The sequence below is a fragment of the Bacteroides sp. HF-4919 genome (assembly GCF_018860125.1).
This window is the reverse complement of sequence record NZ_JAHKNF010000006.1, coordinates 77,975-102,410: the sequence shown is the minus strand read 5'-3', so window position 1 is coordinate 102,410 and position 24,436 is coordinate 77,975. Positions and strand designations below refer to the sequence as shown.

Annotated in this window: 18 protein-coding genes; 10 read left to right on the top strand and 8 right to left on the bottom strand. The window is 42.1% G+C overall.

The window, feature by feature from the left end:
• Positions 1 to 45: 45 nt before the first annotated feature.
• Complete coding sequence (locus KO473_RS11870) at positions 46 to 4,131, top strand: two-component regulator propeller domain-containing protein (RefSeq protein WP_005818460.1); 4,086 nt, start codon at positions 46 to 48, stop codon at positions 4,129 to 4,131.
• 71 nt (positions 4,132 to 4,202) lie between these two features.
• Here KO473_RS11870 and KO473_RS11865 read toward each other — a convergent pair whose 3' ends face one another.
• On the bottom strand, positions 4,203 to 5,648 hold the full coding sequence (locus KO473_RS11865; protein WP_032537435.1) for an MFS transporter: 1,446 nt from the start codon (positions 5,646 to 5,648) through the stop codon (positions 4,203 to 4,205).
• 455 nt (positions 5,649 to 6,103) lie between these two features.
• On the opposite strand from KO473_RS11865, the gene KO473_RS11860 reads away from it, so the two are divergent.
• Both KO473_RS11860 and KO473_RS11855 read left to right on the top strand, forming a co-directional pair.
• Positions 6,104 to 7,453 carry an alpha-L-fucosidase gene (locus KO473_RS11860; RefSeq protein WP_005818464.1) on the top strand — a complete coding sequence of 450 codons (1,350 nt, stop codon included), beginning with the start codon at positions 6,104 to 6,106 and terminating at the stop codon, positions 7,451 to 7,453.
• 14 nt (positions 7,454 to 7,467) lie between these two features.
• Positions 7,468 to 8,715, top strand: a complete 1,248-nt coding sequence (locus KO473_RS11855; RefSeq protein ID WP_122130227.1) for a PNGase F N-terminal domain-containing protein — start codon at positions 7,468 to 7,470, stop codon at positions 8,713 to 8,715.
• Positions 8,716 to 9,116: 401 nt separating this feature from the next.
• Here KO473_RS11855 and KO473_RS11850 read toward each other — a convergent pair whose 3' ends face one another.
• The 7 genes from KO473_RS11850 to KO473_RS11820 all read right to left on the bottom strand — a co-directional run bounded on the left by KO473_RS11850 (position 9,117) and on the right by KO473_RS11820 (position 17,900).
• Positions 9,117 to 12,569 carry an AAA domain-containing protein gene (locus tag KO473_RS11850; protein ID WP_216035119.1) on the bottom strand — a complete coding sequence of 1,151 codons (3,453 nt, stop codon included), beginning with the start codon at positions 12,567 to 12,569 and terminating at the stop codon, positions 9,117 to 9,119.
• Positions 12,570 to 12,611: 42 nt separating this feature from the next.
• Positions 12,612 to 13,226, bottom strand: a complete 615-nt coding sequence (locus KO473_RS11845) for a hypothetical protein (RefSeq protein WP_005818470.1) — start codon at positions 13,224 to 13,226, stop codon at positions 12,612 to 12,614.
• Between the two features lie 4 nt (positions 13,227 to 13,230).
• Positions 13,231 to 14,469: a 6-bladed beta-propeller gene (locus KO473_RS11840; protein WP_005818472.1), complete on the bottom strand. Its 1,239-nt coding sequence runs from the start codon at positions 14,467 to 14,469 to the stop codon at positions 13,231 to 13,233.
• Positions 14,470 to 14,480: 11 nt separating this feature from the next.
• The gene (locus KO473_RS11835; protein WP_005818474.1) at positions 14,481 to 15,656 is read right to left on the bottom strand and encodes a 6-bladed beta-propeller; all 1,176 of its coding nucleotides are present in this window, start codon (positions 15,654 to 15,656) and stop codon (positions 14,481 to 14,483) included.
• A gap of 98 nt (positions 15,657 to 15,754) precedes the next feature.
• The gene (locus KO473_RS11830) at positions 15,755 to 16,069 is read right to left on the bottom strand and encodes a hypothetical protein (protein WP_005818476.1); all 315 of its coding nucleotides are present in this window, start codon (positions 16,067 to 16,069) and stop codon (positions 15,755 to 15,757) included.
• Between the two features lie 243 nt (positions 16,070 to 16,312).
• A complete protein-coding gene (locus KO473_RS11825) occupies positions 16,313 to 16,789 on the bottom strand; it encodes a hypothetical protein (RefSeq protein ID WP_005818479.1) in 477 nt (158 codons plus the stop codon).
• A 214-nt stretch (positions 16,790 to 17,003) separates the two neighbouring features.
• The gene (locus tag KO473_RS11820; protein WP_250716467.1) at positions 17,004 to 17,900 is read right to left on the bottom strand and encodes a 6-bladed beta-propeller; all 897 of its coding nucleotides are present in this window, start codon (positions 17,898 to 17,900) and stop codon (positions 17,004 to 17,006) included.
• 314 nt (positions 17,901 to 18,214) lie between these two features.
• On the opposite strand from KO473_RS11820, the gene KO473_RS11815 reads away from it, so the two are divergent.
• The 7 genes from KO473_RS11815 (at position 18,215) to KO473_RS11790 (ending at position 24,427) form a co-directional block, all read left to right on the top strand.
• Positions 18,215 to 19,150, top strand: coding sequence for a helix-turn-helix domain-containing protein (locus KO473_RS11815; RefSeq protein WP_118214558.1), 936 nt, complete (start codon positions 18,215 to 18,217; stop codon positions 19,148 to 19,150).
• A 141-nt stretch (positions 19,151 to 19,291) separates the two neighbouring features.
• A complete protein-coding gene (locus KO473_RS11810; RefSeq protein WP_118214557.1) occupies positions 19,292 to 20,410 on the top strand; it encodes a site-specific integrase in 1,119 nt (372 codons plus the stop codon).
• A gap of 240 nt (positions 20,411 to 20,650) precedes the next feature.
• On the top strand, positions 20,651 to 21,487 hold the full coding sequence (locus KO473_RS11805; RefSeq protein WP_118214556.1) for a transposase: 837 nt from the start codon (positions 20,651 to 20,653) through the stop codon (positions 21,485 to 21,487).
• A gap of 210 nt (positions 21,488 to 21,697) precedes the next feature.
• Positions 21,698 to 22,072 carry a helix-turn-helix domain-containing protein gene (locus KO473_RS11800; RefSeq protein ID WP_118214555.1) on the top strand — a complete coding sequence of 125 codons (375 nt, stop codon included), beginning with the start codon at positions 21,698 to 21,700 and terminating at the stop codon, positions 22,070 to 22,072.
• A 5-nt stretch (positions 22,073 to 22,077) separates the two neighbouring features.
• Positions 22,078 to 23,208 (top strand): AAA family ATPase, encoded by a 1,131-nt coding sequence (locus KO473_RS11795; protein WP_118214554.1) that lies wholly within the window; start codon positions 22,078 to 22,080, stop codon positions 23,206 to 23,208.
• Positions 23,205 to 23,330: a hypothetical protein gene (locus tag KO473_RS23675; RefSeq protein ID WP_005778148.1), complete on the top strand. Its 126-nt coding sequence runs from the start codon at positions 23,205 to 23,207 to the stop codon at positions 23,328 to 23,330. Before KO473_RS11795 ends, KO473_RS23675 begins: the two co-directional genes overlap by 4 nt.
• Positions 23,327 to 24,427 (top strand): DUF6371 domain-containing protein, encoded by a 1,101-nt coding sequence (locus KO473_RS11790; RefSeq protein ID WP_005778147.1) that lies wholly within the window; start codon positions 23,327 to 23,329, stop codon positions 24,425 to 24,427. Before KO473_RS23675 ends, KO473_RS11790 begins: the two co-directional genes overlap by 4 nt.
• Positions 24,428 to 24,436 lie beyond the last annotated feature (9 nt).

Sequence of the window (24,436 nt, the reverse complement as noted above, 5' to 3'; positions counted from 1 at the left end):
ATGTTTAGTCTTTATTTTGTTTATTTGCAGTAAATTGATATTATGATGAAGCAGCTAAATCTCTTTTTACTGATTCTGTTTGTATGTAGTTACCCGATTGTTTCCGGTTATGCTTTTTTTGATAAAGATATTCGTCTGCTAACTATGCAAGATGGATTGGCAGATAATACCATTTCCTCGATTTATAAAGATGGGGATGGGTTTATGTGGTTCGGGACTAATAATGGTTTGAGCCGTTATGATGGTAAGTCAATAAAGAATTTCTCTCCTTCACAAGCATATATGCATGTTTCCGAGATCGTAGAAATGTCCGATCAATATTTGGGTATTATTGCCGGAAATATTTTATATTGTTTTAACCGGACAACAGAGACATTTATACCGGTTGTTTACGCAGCAGATTATAGTCGTGTATGTATCCCTCACATCATGCCTGCAGATGACAACTCTTTTTGGGCGTTTTCAGGGCATACATTATATTTATATACAAAAAAAGAGGTTAAGAATGAGAAGGGAGAAGTCGTCCAGATAAAATTGGAATGTGAGAAACAATATAAAGACCTGATTGATTCTACTGATGGTTTTTATGCAATGTGTTATGCTGATAACCATAAAACTCTATGCTTAATTACGGGACGGGGAACTTTAATTTTGTTTCGCCCTGAATCTTTGGAGCAGTCTAAAAAGGTGTCTTTATGGGAAAATAAAGTTTGGGATGTAACTTCCGTATTATATGATAAAGGAGTCGTCTGGATTTCTACTGTCGGGCAGGGCATCTTACGTTATCATGTTACTTCCGGACATACAGACAGGATTACCTATCAGGAAAACAATAAGGATAACAGTCTTTCACATACTGATGTTTTTCGGGTTATTCCCATTAAAAACGATCGTTATTTAGCTGTAACTTGGAATGGGTATACCTTATTATTACAAGATAAAGATAACCCGGAAAAGATGACTACTGAAATATACAATAATACAGCTTCGCAACTTCACCGGAGTTTGGAAACAAGAATGATATCAGCGTATTATGATCCCAATGGCATTGTCTGGATAGGTACGAATGGGGGTGGAGTGATGTATTCTGATTTGCGGTCACAGTTTTACAACCAGTTTCATCAGGAAAGGCATAATGAAGTTTGTGGTATTGTTATGGATGGCAGAAAATACGTTTGGATGGCTACTTTCCATCAGGGTATTATGAAAAGTGAGCAGCCTTTTCAATCGGCAAGACGAATGAACTTTACTACTGTTGGCACTCCTGATGTGCGGAAAAGAAACACTGTCCTTTGTGCTATGAAGGACGATAAAAACTCGCTCTGGTTTGGGAACAGTGATGGAACATTGACTCTTTATGATGAAGCGACCGGAGAGTTTCGGTTGCAGTTTTTACAAGACAAGGGGAGGGTTAATACGGCCGCTGTATGGGCATTGTATATGGACGCTGACCGATGTTTATGGATAGGTACCAATAATGGAGTCTGGAAGTTAGACACTGATTCCGGAGTCTCCCAAAAAGTCCCGATTGAAAGGGCCTTTAAAGAATCTACCCAAGTTTATGTGCGGGCTATTGTTGGGACGAAGGATGGGGTGATCTGGTTGGGCACAAGCAACGTGGGAGTCTGTAAACTGAGAGTTGATTCGAAAGGTGAGATAAGTATAAAGACTGGTTATGAAAAGGCTGCGAATATACAAAATAGCTCAGTTCGTTCTTTATTGGTTTCTTCCGATGGTAATATATATGTGGGCTATATGGATGGTTTTGCCATTCTTTCACCTAAGACAGATGCGATACGAGAATACTATACGACTCGAAATGGATTGTGCAGTAATTTCATCGGATGTCTGGTCGAAGACCACCGAGGACATATTTGGCTGGGAAGTAATTCGGGCGTTTCTCGTTACAGCCGGCATCAACATCTTTTCTATAATTATTATATCAGTGGTAGTAACCGTTCTGCGTTGCTCGCCGATAAAACGTTATTTTTTGGCAATAATAAGTCGCTTACCTATTTTAATCCGGATGATGTGGATGTTCATCTGGCCGATGATCAGGTTCTAATTACCGGACTTGAGGTGGACAGCCGTCCTGTTGGGATCGGTGATAAGATAAACGGGCAAATGATATTGGCAGCGGGTATTTCATATACAGGTTCGGTTACTTTAAACAATGAGAATCGTGATTTCGCTTTGACTTTTAATAATCTTTCTTATGCTGAAGAGCAGCAGAAATATAACTATCGCTTATTGCCTTATCAGACGCAATGGTTGGTTTCTAACGATGGAGAGAAAGCGGCTTATACAAATTTGCCAGAGGGAGATTATACATTTGAGGTGAAAAGTATCTATCCTGACGGAAGGAATGGAAAGGTGACTTTGCTCCAGATACATATTTTGCCACATTGGAGTCGTACATTGCCTTTCCGATTATTAATTCTCTTATTATTAGTTGGAATAGTGGCTTATTTGATCCGTTTGGTTAAACTTCGTCAGAGGCGCATGGAACATGAGATGCGAATGGAGCATGAACTATTGACGGTAAATCTGGAGCGTGAAAAGGAGCGGCAGATCAGGATGGAGCGCGAGAACTTTTTTACAAGTGCCGCACATGAATTGCGTACTCCATTGACTTTGATTCTCTCACCTCTACAAGAGCTGTTGCAGTATATTAAAGCCTCCGATCCGTTATATAGCAAACTATATACCATGTATAAAAACGGAGCTTCTCTGCATACGCTGGTCGATCAATTACTCTATGTACAGAAAATAGAAGCCGGAATGGTGAAACTCCGTTTATCAGAGGCGGATATTGTAGGATTAGTAAAGGAGGTAGCTGAGTCATTCCGCCAAATGGCAGGAGTGAATGGGGTTACGTTCAATGTACAGCTCCCGGATGATCCTGTTTATCTGTGGATTGATACGGAGAAAATAACTTCATCAGTCAGTAACCTGTTATCCAATGCTTTTAAATATACTTCGCCAAACGGAGAAGTTTTGCTTTCTCTGACCCGCATGGAGCGGGATGGAAAGGGCTTTTGCCGGATAACAGTATCAGATACGGGAACGGGAATTCCGGATGAATTGCAAAAACGTATTTTTGATTCTTTCATCACCGGCGATAATTCACCGGCTTTTTCAACCAAAGTCGGTATTGGATTGCGGATTGTGAAAAATACGATAGATCTGCATCATGGACAAGTCACTCTTGACAGTGAACCTGGGAAAGGTTCTACGTTTGTTCTATTGATACCGGAAGGTAAATCTCATTTTATCGGTGACTTATACGAAGTGGTAGATTATCATAAACATGAAATGGAGCCGCAATTTCAACCCTTGTCCGTACAGGAAAACACAGAAGGGGAGGTGCCGGTCACTAAAAAAACGCTTCTGATTATTGAAGACAATGTAGATGTACGTCAGTATATCCGTTCCTTGTTTGTAGCAAAATACACGGTACTTGAGGCTGCCGATGGTGAAGAAGGTATTCAAGTTGCCACAAAAGAAATTCCCGATTTAATTATTTCGGACGTGATGATGCCAGTCAAAGACGGATTTGCTTGTTGCCGGGAGATACGCGAACGACAAGAGACAGCCCATATTCCTATCCTGATGTTGACAGCCAGGGCAGAAGATGCAGATGTACTGCAAGGTTCTCGTAGCGGGGCGGACGACTATATGATGAAGCCTTTCAATCCGGAAGTGTTGAAAGCGAAAGTGGAGAATCTGATTCTTCAACGCGAACGCTTGAAACGGATTTATACCAAAGCTTTGATGTTGAAGCAGGAGCCGGCTGAAGATGAAGAGGCAGATGACGTATTTATGCAGAAACTTATTAATGTGATTGAGAAGAATCTGTCTGATGATAATTTTAATGTCAAGATGCTGGCCGAGCAACTTCACATGAGCCAGCCTACTTTGTACCGGAAGGTAAAGCAGCGCAGTGAGTTATCTGTAGTCGATATGATCCGGAGTATACGGGTAAGTAAAGCTGCTTCATTGATTATGGAGAATCGTTATTCCATTCAGGAAATCTCCGAAATGGTAGGATTCAGCGATGCCCGGACGTTGAGAAAGCACTTTACGGAACAGTTTGGTGTACCTCCTTCAAAATACATGGAAAGTAAATAAAGAGTTAATTCTTCACCCCCTGTTCAGGAACGAAGAATTAACTCTTTATTTCAGTCTGCTATGTGCTTGTTTTAATCCAATATGATGGGTTTATACTTGGGAACCAATGCCTTCATCACAATCCATCCAACGAGGTAGGCTACCGAACAGATGCAGAAAATTATAAAGTACCCGGCCGGTTTACCGACGAAGCCCATAAATACCATTTGAGTTATATCTGCATGTACAAACAGCTTACCGGCTGAATATTGGAGAATCATCGAACCCACTCCACCTGCCATGCCGCCGATACCGGTAATGCTGGCGATAGCGCTTTTGGGGAACATATCACCTACAGTAGAAAATATATTGGCGGACCAGGATTGATGGGCAGCACCTCCGATACCGATCATGATAACCGGAAGCCAGGGGGAGATGGTTCCCAGTGGTTGGGCGAGTAGTACCAACAGAGGGAAGAAGGCGAAAATCAGCATAGCTCTCATGCGGGCTGCATACGGGTTTAGTCCCGTTTTATTAATGATAATCGTGGGAATCTTTCCACCATAGATGGACAGCATTGTAATTGCGTAAAGAGTGAAAATCAGTGCCCGACCCAATCCTTCGGAGGTTTTTATATCAAATTGAGTGCTCAGGTAGGAGGGTGTCCAGAAGAGGAAAAACCACCATACTCCATCCGTCATGAACTTGCCGAATGCAAAAGCCCAGGTTTGTTTATACATAAAACATTGCCGGAAAGTCATGCCTTTCTTTTCCTTATCTTCTTTTGCGGGTATTGTTCCGTTCTCCTGTTTGTCTTGTTCGATATATTCGAGTTCTGTTTTGTTTACGAATCTGCTTTTAGAAGGAGCTGTATACATGAATACCCAGAACCCCATCCATATGAAACCGAGGGCACCGATGATAACAAACGCCATTTCCCATCCCCAGGCTTTGGCCAGTAATGGAATGCTTAAAGGAGCAATCAGAGCGCCGATAGAGGCACCGGCATTGAAAATGGAAGTGGCATACGCCCGATCCTTTTTCGGGAAATATTCGGCCGTTACTTTAATGGCAGCCGGAAAGTTACCCGCCTCACCAAGTGCCAGGATGCAGCGTGCAACCAGAAAACAATACATGCTTATAGTGGCGAGTATTACCACTACATCGCCTGTCGCCGCTATCAGTTCGGCTGCACTATGCATACCTACATACTCTTCGGTCACAACTCCACAAAATGCATGCATGCAGGCACCTACCGACCATATACCGATAGCCCAGAGATAGCCTTTCTTAGTACCCATCCAGTCGATAAACCGACCGGCAAAAAGCATACAAATGGCATATACAATGGAAAACACAGAAGTTATAATGCCGTAATGTGATTCGTCCCAATGAAACTCGGGCTTGATAAATTCATCCCAGGTCAACGATAGCACCTGGCGGTCGAGGTAGTTTATTGTTGTTGCGAAAAATAACATGGCGCAAATTGTCCATCTGTAGTTTGTCATTTTCCCCACAGTGTTTTGGAGTGTATTCATACTATTTGATTTAAAATTTTCCGGTTTTGTTTCGGAGCCAAAAATACGCATTATTTGATGTTATCCAATGATATTGGCTACTTATTTTCATACTTTCAGAGATTATTTTATGATATATTCATAAAAAGGAAGAATAAATACGTTATCGAACACAATAAATGTTGTTTTCGCACACGGTTTGTCTTACTAAAAAATAGGAACTACGTTTGAATTGAAAATAGACCGGACTTACTTTCTTGGGATGCGTTGGAGTACTTCCAATACGAAATAGACTTTAATGAAGCTTGAAATGTAAATAATATATGAAAACTTCGGGGCGCTGATCCCGGATTCGGTCCGGATTGTGGTATAGGCAAGGATGTGCGGTTCGATTTTTATGTTTTTCCTTTTATTTTGTATTTCAAGATAGAAATTTTATCTTTGCCTTAATTGAGACAAAACATAATTAAAATAAAATGAAAAACAACCGATTGATCATTACCCTTATTGCCTTGTTTATTTTAGGGTTTGGGCTGAACGCCCAAACGACTCCTACTGAGGAAACGGCTGCTCAGAAAGAGAAAAGAATGGAATGGTTCTCCCAGGCCAAGTTAGGAATCTTTATTCATTGGGGAATCTATGCTGTGAACGGAGTATCTGAGAGCTGGTCATTTTTCAACAATTACCTTCCTTATGAAGAGTACATGGCTCAGGAGAAAGGATTTACGGCATCGGCCTACAATCCTCAGGAATGGGTGAAACTGATTAAGGAAAGTGGTGCCCGTTACACCGTCATCACTACCAAGCATCATGATGGTGTAGCTCTTTGGGATACGAAGGTGGGTGACTTGAGTACCGTGAAAAGCACTCCTGCCGGGCGTGACCTGATTGCTCCTTTTGTGAAGGAGGTGCGCAAACAAGGATTAAAACTTGGATTTTACTATTCGTTGCTCGACTGGTCGCATCCCGATTATCCTAATAAAACCCGCACGGAAGTACGTTACAAAAACGATCCGGATCGTTGGGCTAAGTTTGTTAACTTCAATTTCGGAGAGCTTTCTGAACTGAATAAAACCTGGAAGCCCGATCTTTATTGGTTCGACGGAGACTGGGAACAAACCGCTGAAGCCTGGGATTCGAAAGGGATCATCAATTTGCTGCGTTCCACTAATCCGAATGTTATAGTAAACTCCCGTATCCAGGGATATGGCGATTATGCCACACCCGAGCAAGGAGTTCCTGTGGTTCGCCCTGCCGATAAATATTGGGAACTTTGCATGACCATGAACGATTCGTGGGGCTATCAACATGCTGATACCAATTATAAAACTCCGTTCATGCTGCTGCGTACTTTTGTCGATTGCCTCAGCATGGGTGGTAATCTGCTTCTGGATATAGGACCGAAAGAAGATGGAACTATTCCTGCTGAACAGATTGCTGTTCTGAAAGAGTTCGGACGTTGGACGAAGAAGCATAAGGAAGCTATCTACGAGACGCGTGCCGGTATTCCATGTGAGCATTTTCAAGGGTATACCACACTGAATAAAGCAGGCGATATTCTTTACCTTTACTTACCTTATAAGCCAAACGGACCGATTGAGGTGAAAGGGCTTGTCAATAAGGTGAACCGTGTATGGGTAGTGGGTAACGGAGCTATGTTGCCATACAAGGTTTATAACAAGAACTATTGGAGTGAGGTGCCGGGAAACCTCTATATCGATATTCCCGAACGTGTGCAGGATGAGCAGATCACTGTGATTGCTGTGTTACTCGATGGTCCTATCAAGCTTTATCGTGGAGTGGGGCAAGTGATTGAAAGTAATTAAAAAAATAAACCTTTATGAATTTCAGATTAACTTCTTTATTCGTTTTTCTATTCCTTTCTGTTCAGCTTTGGGCGGGAGGACATAAGAACCTGCCTGCCAAAGGCGACCTTCACGTTCCGGTATTTGAGAATGTGAATGTACGTTTCTCTCCTGATACGTATCCTAATAATTATAACGGGCCGGATGAGTCAGGTGTATATCATCTGGTCAACGGGCGTATCATCCTGAAGAAGATAACTCTTCCTGCATACAAACGAAATGTGTCGGTGAACCTAAAGATTACCCTTGCTTCCAACGGTGATCGCTGGGATAAGTCGGGTTCTTGTTTTGTGTTGCCCAAGTCATCAGCTGTCAATCTGTTGACAATCGCTCGTGATGGTGCGAAGTTTCCTCCGATAGATAGCTTGAAGCTGGAAAAAATGGTAGGTATCGTTTCCGGAAAAGACTATTTGCCTACAGTAGAGTTGATGCGTTTCATGACTCCATTCGGTGTGGGGCACTACAGCAATAATAATGATTCGCTGAGCAGTAAGCGCCGTCCGGTTTATATCCCCAAGTGGGAAAGCAATGTTACCTGGCAGCAAGATATTACCGATCTTTATCCTTTGCTTGAAGGAGAGGCTTATGTCGGTATTTATATTGATACCTGGACTTCTGAAGGTTATCTGGTAAGTGCGGATATTGACGTGAAAGAAAGTCGCCTTACTTGTGACGCTCTTCCGAAACGCCATGTAGAACCGTTGATGAATACCGTTTATTATATGGGACAGAGCTATCCTGATATTTTTGCCCGTCGGGATGTATCTACTGATTTTACAGTTCCCAAAGGAGCAAAAAATATCCGTCTTAAATATATAGTGACCGGACATGGTGGCCATAGCGGTGGGGACGAATTTGTGCAAAAGCGTAACATTATTTCTGTTGATGGGAAAGAGGTGCTCAACTTTGTTCCTTGGCGTGATGATTGTGCTTCTTTCCGGCGTTTCAATCCGGCGACCGGTGTTTGGCTGATCAAACGTTTGGCATCTTATATCGGTGAAAAGGGGTATACAGAGAAAGAAGTGGAAGAGCCGCTGGCTTCTTCGGATCTTTCCCGTTCCAATTGGTGTCCCGGTTCGGACGTTGTGCCCGAAGAGGCAATTATTGGTACGCTTACTCCCGGCAAGCACACTTTTACGGTCAGTATTCCTGAGGCTCAGGTTGTAGATGGGAATAAACTGAACCATTGGCTGGTTTCAGCTTATCTGGTATGGGAGGAATGATTGCGTTAGGGTTCATCCCGTAAGTGTATAATTCTATACTGCTTTGAATTTGATTCACCACAGAGGACACGGAGGACACAGAGAATATTTTCTTTAATATACTAAGCAAGAAATTAAAACTCTGTGTCCTCCGTGTCCTCTGTGGTGATTTCTGTCGATAGGATATAAAAAAAGCCTCTTCTCACGAAGCGGCTTTTTGGGTTTACTTTCTTTTTATGCTTTAGCTCAAAAAGAAAGCAAACTTTAAGATGAAAAAAAGGGAAGTCTCACGACTTCCACAATTCTTCTAACCTTAAATCTAAATCTCTATGAAAAAAACGTAGTGCAAATATAGCGGTTTGCGATATACTGAGGTGTTAACGAAGTTCAGAAAGAAAGAATAAAAGCTAAGGACTGCAAAATTAAGATAATGCCTCTCGCTGTTTTATTAATTTTATCAAACTGTCATAAATTGGATTCTGTTCAAGCAGTCGGGGCACTCCTGTAATGAACATTTGCTTGCGTGCGCGGGTCAGCGCGACATTTAGTTTCCGGTCTATAAGGACTCCATTTTCTTCTGTCAGATTAGAGAGGAAGCGAAGTTGGTAGGGGTAGTTTACACAAAATGAATAGATGATGACATCTCGTTCGCTTCCCTGAAAACGTTCTACGGTATCTACCAGAATTGAGTTCAGTTCCGGGATTCCCAACATGGCAATTTCTTTTTTAATCAAAGCGATCTGGCTTCGGTAAGGGGTAATGATCCCCAAGGTGCGTGTACTTTCAAAAGTCCCGGCATATTGCCGGTAAATGTCTGCTGCAAGCCGGGCTGTGATACACGCTTCCGAGTGGTTGACTTTTGCCGAAGCTCCTTGTGGTTCTGCTTCCGAAGGAAGGAAGACTATTCTTGACATTCCTTCTATGGTTTCAACCTGGTGGGGAAGTCCCACCGGGATCAACCGCCCTTCGTAAAAAGCACGGTTGGCAAAAAGGGCTACTTCGGGGTGCATCCGTCCCTGCTTGCAAAGCATATCGAAGGAGCGATGTCCTTTGGGTGATGAAGAGGAAACAGAAGGGAGAAGATCGGTTGATGATGTACGTGCGGTACGGTAGAGGCGCTCAAAGAGAGAGTCTTTGAGGTTTTTCAGTCCGATGGCACGTAGCTCCTCATCATAAATCTCCGATTGTCCGGTATTTTGCAATACGACAGCAGGTAGCTGCTTATGGTCACCGATCAGAATAAATTTGCCAATGGCATTTTCTCCATCTTCACTGCGGGCACAGAGGATGCCCAACAGTTGAGGCTCCAGAATTTGAGTGGCTTCATCCACGATGGCTACATCGAACTTTTTCAGGCGAAAGAGTTCGGGCTTACCGGAAATGGAGGCCACTGTCCCTACAAAGATACGGCAGTGACTGATGCGCTCGGTTACTTCGGACCGGCGGAAGCAGTGTGATAGTTCATTTTCAATCAAGTGGTCGCGATAGGCTTCATCACATGAAAGTTCGTTGCCCACACGGATAAAATCGACTTTCGGGTGGATAGACGAAAGGGCTTTGCAGATTTCATCTACAGCCCGGTTAGTATATGAAAGTAGAAGTATTTGCGCCTGTTCTTCCCTATGAAAGGTTTCTACCATTTTCTTCAGGGCACACGAAGTTTTGCCGGTTCCCGGAGGACCTACCAGTAAGAAATAGTCTTTGGCAGCCTGTGCTTTCAGAGCCACCCGGGAGAAGTCATCGGTGGCGGAAAGAATGTGTCCGTCCAGTCCGGAGTCAAACTCGGGCGGACGTTGTCCCAACAATAGATCACGCCGTTCCTTTGTTGCTGAAGCAAAAGCTGACAGTCCCTGATACATGCTTCGGAAAGTGGTATCCATGGTATCGTGTTCGATTGCGTAAAGGCTGTCCGGAGGAAGTACGGAACTGTTTCGCTGAGTGGAGCGCAGGCGAATACCTATCTCTTCTTCTGTGATGAATTCGATATTGCCTTTGAATACCATTTTGTTAGTAGCGTTATCCTCATCTCCGTTACGCTCGTAGAGAACAATGGCATCTCCCTGGCGGAAATTAGGCAGGGCTTGTGGCTCGTTTTTTTCCGGAGATGATATTTTGTTTTTTTCCGGGGATGTTTTCGTCTCTTCAGACGAAGGTTCGCTCTTCTTTTGTGAAAGAAGAATATGTGCTTTATGTTTGTCCGCTGCATGGTTTTCTTTGATGTGCAGGTCATAAAGAATTTCTCCGGCTTCGCATTTCTCTGCTAAAGTAGAGAGCCACAAGGCAGCTGCACCGGTGCGGCCTTCATAATCGACATCTCCAGATTTGGAAGTGTATAACTCCTTGGTTATGAAATTATAGAGTACGAAGAAGTACGACCGTTCCAACGAGGTGAGTGAACCCAGTTTCTGCGATAGGTTGTCGATGGAAGGGCGGAGATATTGTTCCCAGAAACGGCCGGATAATCCTCGTTCATTAAGTACGTTGGACTGTATGGCTTGGAGTTTTAAAGCAGTATACTCCACGCTGTTTCGTAGCTGGATTCCGTATTCATCGGATACGATCCGGTTGCGCAGATTGATGACGCGGCGTACCATTGCCCACGACGGACGTGCCGGATAGAGTAAGGGATAGCGTGTATAGAGTAGGTAAGCCTTTACCCGGTGATGATCCATCCCCATCGAATATTGCAGCACTGCCTGGTAAAGCAGCATCTGTACTTTATTGTTTTCTTTCGGTTCTACTTTGTTGCGGATAGAGTATTCGTCTGCTTTTCCGGATTTCATTTCGATGAAGGACGACATGTCCCGTTGCATATAATCCAGTCGTCCTTGCAGACCGAGTGCTTCACAGATGTAAGAAGGTTCAAGCACAGCGTCCCTCTTGTCCAATTCGTAACCCGGAGCATGGAAAGTGTCGTTTACCACTTCCCGGATATGTTCGAAGTGTAGTTTGCAATCGTCAAAAAACTGACGCTCTTTCTCCTTATCGCGTAAGTCGGCGCAGGCTGCCAGCTCAATCGGGTAACGGCGGAAAGCTTTCTGCATACATTCTCTATAGTCCGGTTCCTCTTCAGCATGAATCCATTCGTCAAGAAAAAGGTTGGCAATGTTTCCCAGAAGTAGCGGACGGGCGTTCTCAATGGGCTGGAGGCGTGCCAATACATAGTTGGCAGGATGATGTCCGTAATCGCGGAAGCATTCGGCTAACGAACTGATATCGATCAGATAGTCCGGTTCAAGTACAATGAACGAAGGGGTCAGAATGCCGGCTTCGTCAATAGCTACATCGAGCAAATTGAGTTGGGCATGGTGCCATAGAATTTCACAAGTCTGCGCAAATTCCTCGTTGATTTGAGGAACGTTATAGCGTACCCGGAGAAACTCATCGGCAAGCGCATCCACCGGAATAAGATAAAGATACTGTTCGTCTGCATATTGATAGCATACACGCATTCGTTTTACCTGTTTCTTAGCCGGAGGAGCCACGATATAAGTTGCATCGGTACGAGGCAGTAGGCGATAGAGCGTACTGGGAATCTCAATTTCATAAAGTTTGCGTATAAAGAAAGCAAGTGTCTTGATATCTCGCAGCAGTTTTTCGCGTACCGGTTCTTCCTTGCGGTTAAGAATGGCATTCGAGGTCAGCCGGAAAGTGTGCAGCCGGTTTTGTTCGACAACCGTCAGGCCGGCTCGTGCAGATACGAAACTGATGCGTGCTGAGAGGTCAGTCATCTGAAGGCTTTCATCCTGCATTTGCGCCCGGCACAATCGTTCAAGCAGGTCACGTAACTGTTTGTAAGCCATTGCCAGATTGTCGTTTGTGGTCTGGCAAGCTGCAAGCAGGATCTCAAAAGATTCGTTCACTTCATTTTCCATACAGCAAAAATAGACAAATAGAGTGAGAATCCGATGAATCTCTTAGAAATATCGTTGAATGATGTGGTGGTAATAACGTTCTGAATAAATAGGAACTTCCTTGATGGGAATAAACAAATGTTCAATTTTCATTTTTTTATCCATCAAACATACATAGGGGATATTCTCGTCTTGCAGGATGTTATCGGCATGGGTATTCTCACTTAAAAAATAAATGGGTAAAGTGATATTGTGTGCTTTCGTAAAAGCAGAAAATCCTCTTTTATTATCATATTCAGCAATGATGATAATTCTGTCTTTAGGCATTCTTTCGGCGATTTCTATAATGTTTTTTAGTTCAAATTCAACGCAAGAGGAGCAATGTAAATATGAAAACCTGAAAATAATTTTATAATGATCATCTAGTAGATTGGATAGTTTTAAAGTAGATCCAGTGATATTTGTCAGTAGAAAGTCATTTAATTGATATCCATTGTTAGCATATTGCATTTGCATATTATTTAAAAGCAAATCTTTGTCCATAGCTAAACTTCCTATTTGATTCTCTTTTGTGCTTACCAACTTTCGTAAGTGATTGTTTTTCTGGAAAAGTGAAAATTCACTAATACATAATAGAATTAATAAGACGATAATGCAAATACTACTTATTCTTTTCATGGTCTTAAATTTTTTTCATTTTTATGGCAACGATTACAGGGTTATCTTCTAAAGTCAGTTTTTCTAACTTTGCTTTTTCAGATACGGGAATTAATTCTGTGTGACCTATAATTGAAGAAGGCTCCATTATACTGTAAAGAGTATTTTTATGGACTGCATAAGGTAAGAAACGAGCGAGACCATCCATGTCATTTTCTATAGGACTCTTTTGGTATGCAGAAGCTTCAATATAAGTTTGAGATTCCGGATAATAAAATCCGAAGAATGCATGAAACCCAATTCTATAGAAGAAATAGGAAAAATAACTACCTTCATAGTAGGCTGTCAATACAGGAAATTGTGCTCCATCTCCCAACATATTCATAGCCTCATCAACAGACACATTTTCAGATTTTAGTTTTTTTATGTATTCTCTTTGAGCTTTTTGATAATTCTCGCCATAATTCATAACGAATTTTCTCTTTAAATGAAAGGAATCTAAAATTTGATAGATTGTGTCATTTAATGGAATAATTAAATTTTTGTTGTTTGTTAGATTATTGGGCAATCCCCAAATTCCTGAGGTTGATAATTCTGAACTGAAAAATAGATCTGATTTGCTGTCCTTGTTTTGGGTATTGAGGAATAGTAGGTTGGGATATTGGTCCTTTTCCAAAAACAGATGGTTGTGTTTATAATCACCATAAAAAGCTATTTCTGAATCGTTAATAACAGCAAATGTCTCAGCTGAATATTTGGATGTTATTGTCTTAATATATTCCCCATTTGAATTATATATTAGTAGTTTATTGACATCTCCGTCCCAAATATACATTTTCCCATTATGAATATTTATGTCGGTTATTGATATATATTCTTTATCAGAGGCACCTCTATTTCCTATCTTTCTGACAAACTTACCTTTTTGATCGAAACAATATGTGGCAGTAGTAATGTTTTTATCTAAAACGTAAATTTCTTTGTCTGTTACTATAAGTTTATCAATGTTTCCTATTAGAAATTCATCCTTAGTTTCTAAAGGAATATAATATATTGAGTCAACAAGTGAGGATAATTTTATATTAGATTCTTTTTTTACCGGAGCATTTATTATAATAAGGTTTTGATTGTCTATAGGGATAGGCTGTGAGCATCCCCATAAGTAAATAAGCAATAGTATGACGAGAAATATATTTTTCACCTGTAAAATGAATCTAAAATAAAAATATGGATTTTTATGTGAGGCTGTAAGAACATAGTCCATCTTTTGCAGTTCTATTGTTTTTTCATTTTCATTGCAACAATGATCGGATTATCCTCTGATTTTAGCTTATTCACTTTTGCTTTTTGAGATGCTGGAATCCATTCTGCATGTTCAAGAATTGCTGAAGGTTCCATTACACAATAAAGGAAATCTTTATGAACAGCATATGGTAAAAAACGGGCAAGACCATCTATATCGTTTTCTATGGGATTCTTTTTATTGGCAGAAGCTTCAACGTATATTTGAGATTGTGGATAATAAAAACCAAAATAAATATGGTACCCCATCTGGTAAAAAAAGTAAGAGAAGTTGTTTCCTTCGAAAAAAACATTAAAGATGGGGAATTGAGCGCTTTCACCAGCCATTGCCATTGCATCATCTACTGTAACTTTTTCTGTTTTCAATCTTTTTATATAATTTTCTTGTGCTTTTTTGAATTCATGGCGATAGTTTATGACGTATTTTCTTTCTACTTCTGATGGTAAAATTTGATATATCGTATCATTTAAAGGCATGATCAAGTATTTATTGTTGGAGATATTATTAGGTAAACGAGTGATGCCGGAAGTTGATAGTGATTCTTCATAGAATAAATCAGTATCTATCTTTCTATTGTCTAAATCGAGAGTTAATAAGTTCGGATATCTTCCTTTATCCTCAAATTTATAATTATGTTTGTAGTCACCATAAAAAGCAACTTGAGAATCATTCAAGATAGCTATTGATTCTGCTGCATAATCCGATGATATGGAACGTATAAAATCACCATTGGATTTATAAATTAATAATTTTCTTGAACTACCATCCCAAATATAAATTTTCTCATTATAAATATTTACGTCTGTAATAGAAACATATTCTTTATCGGAAGCGCCCCGATTTCCTATTTTTCTGATGAATTTTCCTTTTTTGTTAAAGCAATAAATAGAAAAACTAATATCTTTATCTATAATATAGAAAGAATCATCAGTGACTATTAGTTTATCGACGTTTCCAATAAGATATTCATTATCAGTTGCTAATGGCACGTAATCTATTGAATCTATAATTGTTGATAATTTAATTATATTATCTTCTTGATGCAAGGGTACATTTATTTCAATTATATCTTTAGGCCTTGTCTCGGAAGAGGGGGAACATCCTATGAATAAAACGGATAGCCACAGGATAAAAGATAAATGTTTCATTGTTATTGGCGTTTGGTATATTAAATTTTAGATAAAATAAAAAAACTTGGATTCACTTCAAAAATAGTGTTTTTAATGAATCCAAGTTTTTTAGAATTTTATAATTTGATGATTCCCCCACAGTCAGTTCCTTTACTCGGATCGCAGCAAACGCTTGGATCATCTTTACACTTTTTGTGGGTACCTCCATTCCAACAGTTAGCAGATTGTAGAGATTGATTTTTTATAAAGGTCGGGTTATCTGCACAGCCATATTCTTCTGGAGCGGCTTCACCTCCATCAGCAAATGCGGATAATTCAAAAAAATCATTGAGTCTTGTTTGGGATTCTGTTACTTTTTGATTGGATTGTTGTACGAAATAAACGTTTATGCTTATTAGCATAATGACGAATGGAATGATGATTTTTTTCATGATTTTGAGTTTTTAATTTTGATGTTGCAATTATAAAAAAAAATGATTCATTTATTCAAAATTAAATAATATTATTGTGTTTTCTTAACTTATCTGTTCTTGTTTACTATACTCTTTTCATAAAATAGATAGAGAAAAATGATACTGAACAGGAAAAACCACGATATAGGTTGTATTGGTAGGAAGGAGTAAACTCTGTGTTTATCGATGGTGAAGGAGGGCAAATCGGACGATAAAGTCCGATTATTCCTTTTTAGCGTGTGGTTTAAAATGTATTTTAATATCTTTTGTATCGACATTCGGCTGATTTAAAACGATGATATAAGCCTTTGCGTCGAATGCCATAGACATTAATTCCTCTCGTAGCACATCTATTGATAAAGTAAACTTGCTTTTTCCTTTATATACGTATACATTGCATTTGTCCATTAATGTATTTGTATAGACTTCTGCAACTAACAAAGTCTGTTTACTCCAATCTATCAAGGGCAAATCATTTGAATATTTGGAATATTCCACTTGAAAACTTTTCAGGTCAGAAAAAGAAGAAACCAAAACCGTTTCATCCTTTTTTGAGTCGGAATGGCAAGCTACTTCCTTGATCTCAACATTATTTTCAAGAATACCATCTATTTCATCGTATTCTTCGCCATTATTGCAAGAAGTTGCAATTAATGCCATGAATAGTATCATGGTTAAATAAAGAAATTTACGTTTCATACTATTGTTTTTAGAGGTTTATTTTATTAATACTGATCATGTCTTTCTTTGAAGAGGTGTATAAAGAGGTCGTAGTCATAGCTATACTTCTTATTTGATTTTCTTTCATACCTACACCTTTTTTCAGTTGATCGTTTTTTGAAAAGCGAAATTCAGTGATGTATAAAAGTTCAATAGGACAATAATAAAAATGCTACCAATCTTTTACATAATTCTATTGTCTTTTTATTTTCATAGCAACAATAACCGGATTGTCTTCTGATTTTAGTTTCTGTAGTTTGTTCTTTTCAGATATTGGAATCAATTCAGTGTGTTCGAGAATTGCGGAAGGATCCATTGCGCAATAAAAAAAATCTCCATGAACAGTACGAGGTAAAAACCGAGCGAGACCATCCATGTCATTTTTTATAGGATTTTTCTTGTATGCAGAAGCTTCAATATAAGTTTGAGATTCCGGGTAATAAAAACCGAAATAAAAATGATACCCCATCTGGTAAAAGAAGTAGGAGAAGCTATTTCCCTCGAAGAAAACATTAGTAATAGGAAATTGAGCTCCTTCTCCAGCTATTGCTATTGCTTCGTCTACTGTTACTTTTTCTCTTTTTAATCTTTCTATGTAATTCTCTTTTTCTTTTTTGTATTTTTGCCGGTAATTTATAACGTATTTTCTTTTCACTCCGGATGAAGAGATTTGATATATCGTGTCGTTTAAAGGCATGATGAGATATTTATTATTGGAAATATTATTAGGTAAACTAGTGATACCGGTGGTGGATAGGGTTTCTTCATAGAACAAATCGGTATTTGTTTTCTTATTGTTTAGATTGATAGTTAATAAGTTGGGATATTTCCCTCTATTTTTAAATTTGTAATTATGTTTGTAATCACCATAAAAAGCAATTTGGGAATCATCCAAGATGGCTATTGCTTCTGCTGCATAATCCGATGATATGGAACTTACAAAGTCACCATTGGACTTGTAGATTAATAATTTCTTAGAACTGCCATCCCAGATATAAACGTTTTCATGATAAACATTTACGTCTGTAATAGAGATATATTCTTTATTAGTATTTAGAATGCCATAACAACCCAAAATAACAAGAAACATCCAATCGTAAATCTTTAATTGTCAAGCTATTCTAAAAATTAACACTTCCCGGATGCTTTTTGATGCTTCCCAAATTTCCACATATTTTTGAGACATATTTCTGACGTGGAGAATTTGCGGAGCTTATTTTTTGTCACATCATGCAAGGAGTTGACAAGGGCTTACAACCGTTTACGATAAGCGACAACAACCGCCCCGATATGCAGCGACAATCACATCGTGCAGAAAGGCGACAACAGTTGACTTCCGTTTACACCCGTTCACCATTTCAGAGATATACGAGTGAAGAAATGAACACGTAAACGATAAGCAGTATGAAAGCAACCAAGAAATGCCAATTTTGCGGCAAACCGTTTGTAACCCGAAGTGGTATGCAAAGGTATTGCAGCGAGGCTTGTCAGGCGGAAGCCAAGCGAGCCAGAACGGTACAGAAGAACAACCTCTTCAAAGTCGCCCGACCACTCATGGAGATACAGCATCAGGAGTATCTCACCTTTTCCAAAGCTGCCACGCTCATGGGCTGTTCCCGGCAGTACGTTTATAAACTTGTAGCCCTCGGCAAGCTGAAAGCCTCACGTATCAGCAGCCGCATGGCATTTATCCGCAAGGCAGACATCGAGCGGATGCTGGAGGGCAACCCGTATCATCGTGTTTTACCCGGCAGTACCTCCGCATCGAGAAAGCCAGCTCCATCTTCCTTGCCTGCCAAAAAAGAAAAAAGGGAAAAGGAAACCGATGAGGTGCCGGACTTCTATTCGGGCGAAGAGGTGATGACCCTTTATAAGGTCAAGCAGTCTTGGCTCTATACCACCGCCAAGCGCAACCGCATCCCCATCTGCCGCATCGCAGGAAAGAACTATTACAGCAAGAAGCATATTGACGATTTTTTCGGTGTGTCAGTTGATATAAGTAGGATTACCGACTGGCTCCTGACAGAAGAAGCGGAAGAATTGTTCGGCATGAACCCCTCCGTACTCCGGGCATACGTCTATCGTCACAAGATACCCACCAAAAGAGAATACGGGCGCACCTATTATTCCAAATCCCATCTGGACGAGCTACGCAGAACCGACCTTGTAAATGATGAACGCTACTATACCGTGGAACAGGTAAAGCAGATTTACGGGCTTTCCTCCGCCAACATCTGCCATATCGTCAAGGTAAAGCACATCGAAAAGATAAAGGTCGGTGTAAAGAACCTGCTTTTGCGCTCCGATGTGGAGCGTGTCATGGCAGAGAGGAACAAGTAACCGTGAACAACCTACATTACCGGAAAATTATTTCAGAATGATTGTCCGTGAGGTTTCTCACGGTTGTTTCACGTTGTTTCTTTGCCATCGAAAAGTTCGGGAAACACCCACAAACGTATTATCAATTAAAACAGTATCCATATGAGCAAATGCAAGACAGTGACCTTGCGCAAGCGCAAGATTAAGAACGGGACACAGTATTCATTGTGTCTGGACTATTATCCGGGCTACCGTGACAACACCACCATGAAAGTGATTACACGTGAAGCTCTGGGGATCTACATCTTCGCCAAACCTGCCAACCAGCAGGAGCGTGATTTCAACGCACGCATGATGAAAAAAGCGGAGATACTGCGTAACCGGCGTTACGAAGCCATCTTCAATGAGAACAACGGTTTCTTTGACAAAGCCAGGCTGAAAGGCGATTTCCTTGCCTACTTCAAGGCATTGGCAGACAGGAAGAATATCAAGTGGCGACACGTCTATAAACATTTCGAGCGGTTTGTGAACGGCAAATGTACCTTTGAGGAAGTGGACGTGGACTTGTGCCGCAAGTTCATGGAGTATCTGCTTGGAGCTCCGCAGTCGATACATACCAACCAAAAGCTGCATATAAATTCCGCAGCAGGGTACTGGTCTGCTTTCCGTGCCGTTCTCCACACCGCCTACCGTGACAGGAAGATAAAGGAGAATCCCAACGGTTTCTTAGACCGCATCGAGAGCATTCCTACCATGAGGGAACATCTGAGCCAAGAGGAACTGATAAGGCTTGCCGAAACCCCATGCGAAGAAGAGGTCTTGAAAAGGGCGTTCCTTTTCGGTTGCCTGACCGGACTGAGGAAGAGCGACATCAAGCAACTCACTTGGCAACAGATACAACCGTACACTAACGGCAAGATGTTCGTAACCACCCGTATGCAGAAGACAAAACAGATTGTACACAACCCCATCAGCGATGAAGCCTACGGGCTGCTTGGGGAACGGTGCGAGGGGCTTATCTTTGACGGTTTCAAGGACAAGATGCTGCAAGGACCGCTGAAACGGTGGCTCTTGGCGGCAGGGATAACCAAGAAGATAACCTTTCACTGCACACGGCACTCATTCGGAAGCCTGCACGTGGAAATGGGTACGGACATGGCTGTCATTCAAGCCTATCTGGGACACAAGAACATTACCACCACACAGATTTATTCCAAGATGGCGGCGCGGCAGATGTGTGAGGTCGTGGATAAGATAACCCTGAAACGCAAGGAGGCATAAGGCGGTCTCAAGCCATGAATTGTTCACAGGGAGCGGTTATTGCGTGGAGCTTTAACCGCTCCCTATATTTTTGACGGTAGCCAATAAGTCCTTAAAGTATGATAATCGGGTATGATTTCGGACTTTTGGTGAAAAACATTGAAAAAGAAACCACTGACAAAGGATAATGAGTAATAATTGAAAGAAGACTATTAAATTTGCGAGAACAGTAACAAGTAATAACCGAATAAGACAAAGAATATGGAACCGTCCGTAAAAGACAAATATATCATTTTAGGATTTGTCGGCTTTGCCATCCTCCTAATATCTTCCATAGCGACACTGATTGTCGCTGAGAAATTCAATCAGGACAACTTTGTCAGACTGATAGTTTTTGTATGCGGCAACCTTTTAGGCTGGCTGCTCTATTTCTCCTTCCAGACAGTCATCTTCGATACATACGAAATCTACAAAATAAAGTTCGGCAAGAAAAAGACACTTGCCGAAACCATAAAGGGACGGGAAGAACTGCCTCAAAGTACACTTGAACCGACAGCGGCACTAAAACCGATGCCGGCAAACGGAGAAGCCCCCGCTGGCACAGAGCCGCCGATAAAACTTTCCATCGCTCCGGAACTTCACGAGAAGAACCGTGCCGACTATGAGGACAGGGAACAACAAGAAAAGGAAGAGCGTATCCGCATGGTCATGGAGTATATTCATTTCTACATGCCCCGTATCGCTGACGAAGAGACTGTGAACCATATCTGCAAAGAGGTGAACAGTTGGATGAACCTTCACACTTACAAGCCGGAGCCGATAACAAGACGGTTGACGAAAGAGATTACCAATATCCCACTCCGCCATTTCGTGTGGAATATCTCCGAGCGCTTCATGTACAAGAAATATTATAATGGGGACAACCGTGCCCGTTTCATCAAAGCCCTTTTCCCACATGAATTTGCTGATACGGATATAGCGACCATCAAGAACTTCAAGGTAGAACCGTTAAAGACACTTATTCCGATTGATGAACCCGAAAACGGCAATCTGGATTTCCATTATCCTGCGGATTATGTACGGGAGAAGCAGATTTAAGCCTGTTTTAGAGAAATCACGATAATAACGACAAACAGCCGGCAACTCATAATCTGCTGTTTTACAATGTTTCCTGAATAATTTTATCCGTCATTTGCGGTTGGGCATCGTTATTCGGGAATTATTTTGCAATGACCTGTCGTGGAGATATTCACGGTTATATCATTGCTGTCCTTTGCGCCAAGTCTTACAAAAGAGACGAGCGCAAAAATGGAAAAAACAATTCTTACATTCAATGACCTCCCCGAGGTTGTGGCTCAGCTTCGGGACGAAGTGATGAGCCTTAGAAGCCTGCTCACCGAGCAGCACTGTGTAAACAATGCAAAGGCAGTGGACACCCATGTCCCCATGTCCGTGGACGAAGCGGCAGAGTATCTGGGTATTCCAAAAGGTACGCTCTACATGAAACTTTCGGAAGGAAGCATTCCCGCCACCAAGCCCGGAAAACGCTACTGCCTCTACCGTGACGAGCTTGACAAGTGGCTGGAATCCTCCCGGAAGAATCCCGTTCCGTTATCCGATGAGGAACTGGGCGAGTCCTTATCCTCTTCCCACCGCCGCAAACCCAATCCCCGTAACTGGTAAATGTCATGGAAGAGGACAAGAACTATATCAGCCTGATACATGGCGACCTTACAAGGGCTGCCCAAGTGCAGGACGGTATGCCGGAGAGTATCGGTGTGATGAGTATCAAGACTGCCAACAGGACTGTACTCGAAGCATCGCTGTTGCCCACGCCCCGTGCGTTGTGGGACAGTTTCTGGTACGAGGGGGAACTGTCCTGCCTCTTTGCCGATTCCAATGTGGGCAAGTCCATCCTTGCCGTACAGATAGCCGACCGCATCGCACGGACTGACAATGTACTGTATCTGGACTTCGAGCTGTCCGACAAACAATTCCAGCTCCGCTATACCGATGAACACGGATACCTCTACACCTTTCCGGAAAAGTTGTATCGGGTATCTCTTGACTGCAATTCGCTGTTGGAAGCAGACTTTGAAGAGGCGATTATCGGCAGCATCGAGCAGATGGCGTTGCAAACCCGCTGTAAGATTTTCATCGTGGATAACCTTACCTATCTGTGCTGTGCAATGGAAAAGGGCGATGCCGCCGGACGGCTGATGATACAACTCAACAATCTCAAAAAGAGGTATGACCTGTCTATGCTTGTCTTGGCGCATACCCCCAAACGTTCTTTGGACTGTCCCATCACATCCAATGACCTTGCAGGAAGCAAACGGCTCTACAACTTCTTTGACAGCGTGTTTGCCATCGGCAAGAGTGCGCAGGACGGTGGGCTTCGTTATGTGAAGCAGTTGAAAGTGCGCTATGGCACATACTCATATGATGCGGACAATGTAATCCTCTATGAAATTGAAAAGGTGGATGCCTTCTTGCAGTTCGTGTACCGGGGTTACTCCACGGAAAAGGAACATCTGAAAAAATTGGGTGACAATGAATCGAGCCAAAGGGACTGCATGATTTTGCAGCTATCCCAATCGGGCAGGTCTGTAAGGGAGATAGCCTCACAGGTGAATTGTGGCAAGTCCACCGTCAGCCGGATAATCCAACGCAGTAAGGAGAATAAGGATATGGCTGTCCCAAGTGTCCCACCGTCCCAACCCACAACAAGTGGGACAATGGGACAGGACGGGACAATCAGGGAAGTAAAGCAAGCGGAACTGTTTGCCGGACAAGAAAATGGGGAGGGCAAGCCATGAGAAAGCGGTATTCCCCGAAGCGTCCCAAGGTGTCCCATCGTCCCATGCCCTATGAGCCGGGACAGTGGGACAGGACGGGACAGCGGAACAAGCAACGGAAAAAGAAAGGAGGAAAGCAATGAGCAGCTATTCGTTACAGAAATATAAAGGAGCGGCAACACGGCATACCTGCCCGGGTTGTGGTGACAGACACTCCTTTGCCTATTATGTGGATGAGCAGGACACACCCCTGCATCCATCGGTTGGCAGGTGCAATCATGAAAGCAGTTGCGGGTATCACTACACCCCCAAGCAATACTTTCGGGAACATCCCGAATGTCGTGCCACAAATGATTTCTCTTCCGGCGGGCGAAGGGTGGAACAAAAGCCCAAACAGGTATCACAGCCGGGTGCCATAGGTTACATACCACCCCATTATGTGGAGAAATCGAAAAGCGTTCACAGCAATTTCTTCCGCTTCATTACCTCGCTCCTTACTTCCTATTACGGCAGTAAGGCAAAAGAAGTGCTGAAACGGTTGCTGGAGGAATACCGTTTGGAGGCTACACGTGACGGGGCTGTCATTTTCTGGCAGATAGACAGCAATAACAAGGTACGCACAGGTAAGGTGATACAGTACAATCCCGAAGACGGACATCGTATCAAGGGAGGACAGACATCGGCAGTGGACTGGATACACAGCATACTGAAAAGGCAACGGGTACTGCCGGAAAAGTGGCAACTCTCCCAGTGCCTCTTCGGGGAACATCTGCTGGGCGGCAATCCCGACAAAGTGGTGGTCTTGGTGGAATCCGAAAAGAGTGCCGTAATCGGCTCATCCATATTCCCCGGCTATGTATGGCTGGCGACAGGTGGCAAGAGCCAATTAAGAGAGGAAAAGCTCCGTGTGTTAACCGGGAGAACCGTACTTCTTTTTCCTGATGCGGACGGATATGCCGAATGGAAACAACGTGCCGGAAGTATGAACTTTTGCAAGGCGATTGTATCTGACATCATCGAGAAAAATGCCACTCCGAAGCAAAAGGCTGACCATATCGACATTGCCGATTGGATTATTTACCAGATACGGGAGGGCAAACTGATGTGTACAGCCGACCACTTGGTAGAGGCTGAAAAAATCCTCCAACGGATGATGGAAAAGAATCCGCTCCTGCAAAAGCTGATAGACGATTTAGACCTTGTACTGGTTGGTGCAAGTCCAATCAGATACGGTGACTGAAGCCCTCCC

Excerpts from the sequence above, each read along its gene's own strand:
- KO473_RS23675 (WP_005778148.1), top strand. The coding sequence starts at position 23,205 with ATGAGAAAGCGGTATTCCCCGAAGCGTCCCAAGGTGTCCCATCGTCCC.
- KO473_RS11865 (WP_032537435.1), bottom strand. The coding sequence starts at position 5,648 with ATGAATACACTCCAAAACACTGTGGGGAAAATGACAAACTACAGATGG.
- KO473_RS11855 (WP_122130227.1), top strand. The coding sequence starts at position 7,468 with ATGAATTTCAGATTAACTTCTTTATTCGTTTTTCTATTCCTTTCTGTT.
- KO473_RS11870 (WP_005818460.1), top strand. The coding sequence starts at position 46 with ATGAAGCAGCTAAATCTCTTTTTACTGATTCTGTTTGTATGTAGTTAC.
- KO473_RS11850 (WP_216035119.1), bottom strand. The coding sequence starts at position 12,569 with ATGGAAAATGAAGTGAACGAATCTTTTGAGATCCTGCTTGCAGCTTGC.
- KO473_RS11860 (WP_005818464.1), top strand. The coding sequence starts at position 6,104 with ATGAAAAACAACCGATTGATCATTACCCTTATTGCCTTGTTTATTTTA.
- KO473_RS11835 (WP_005818474.1), bottom strand. The coding sequence starts at position 15,656 with ATGAAACATTTATCTTTTATCCTGTGGCTATCCGTTTTATTCATAGGA.
- KO473_RS11830 (WP_005818476.1), bottom strand. The coding sequence starts at position 16,069 with ATGAAAAAAATCATCATTCCATTCGTCATTATGCTAATAAGCATAAAC.
- KO473_RS11840 (WP_005818472.1), bottom strand. The coding sequence starts at position 14,469 with ATGGACTATGTTCTTACAGCCTCACATAAAAATCCATATTTTTATTTT.
- KO473_RS11805 (WP_118214556.1), top strand. The coding sequence starts at position 20,651 with ATGGAACCGTCCGTAAAAGACAAATATATCATTTTAGGATTTGTCGGC.
- KO473_RS11810 (WP_118214557.1), top strand. The coding sequence starts at position 19,292 with ATGAGCAAATGCAAGACAGTGACCTTGCGCAAGCGCAAGATTAAGAAC.
- KO473_RS11800 (WP_118214555.1), top strand. The coding sequence starts at position 21,698 with ATGGAAAAAACAATTCTTACATTCAATGACCTCCCCGAGGTTGTGGCT.
- KO473_RS11820 (WP_250716467.1), bottom strand. The coding sequence starts at position 17,900 with ATGTTTCTTGTTATTTTGGGTTGTTATGGCATTCTAAATACTAATAAA.
- KO473_RS11825 (WP_005818479.1), bottom strand. The coding sequence starts at position 16,789 with ATGAAACGTAAATTTCTTTATTTAACCATGATACTATTCATGGCATTA.
- KO473_RS11815 (WP_118214558.1), top strand. The coding sequence starts at position 18,215 with ATGAAAGCAACCAAGAAATGCCAATTTTGCGGCAAACCGTTTGTAACC.
- KO473_RS11790 (WP_005778147.1), top strand. The coding sequence starts at position 23,327 with ATGAGCAGCTATTCGTTACAGAAATATAAAGGAGCGGCAACACGGCAT.
- KO473_RS11795 (WP_118214554.1), top strand. The coding sequence starts at position 22,078 with ATGGAAGAGGACAAGAACTATATCAGCCTGATACATGGCGACCTTACA.
- KO473_RS11845 (WP_005818470.1), bottom strand. The coding sequence starts at position 13,226 with ATGAAAAGAATAAGTAGTATTTGCATTATCGTCTTATTAATTCTATTA.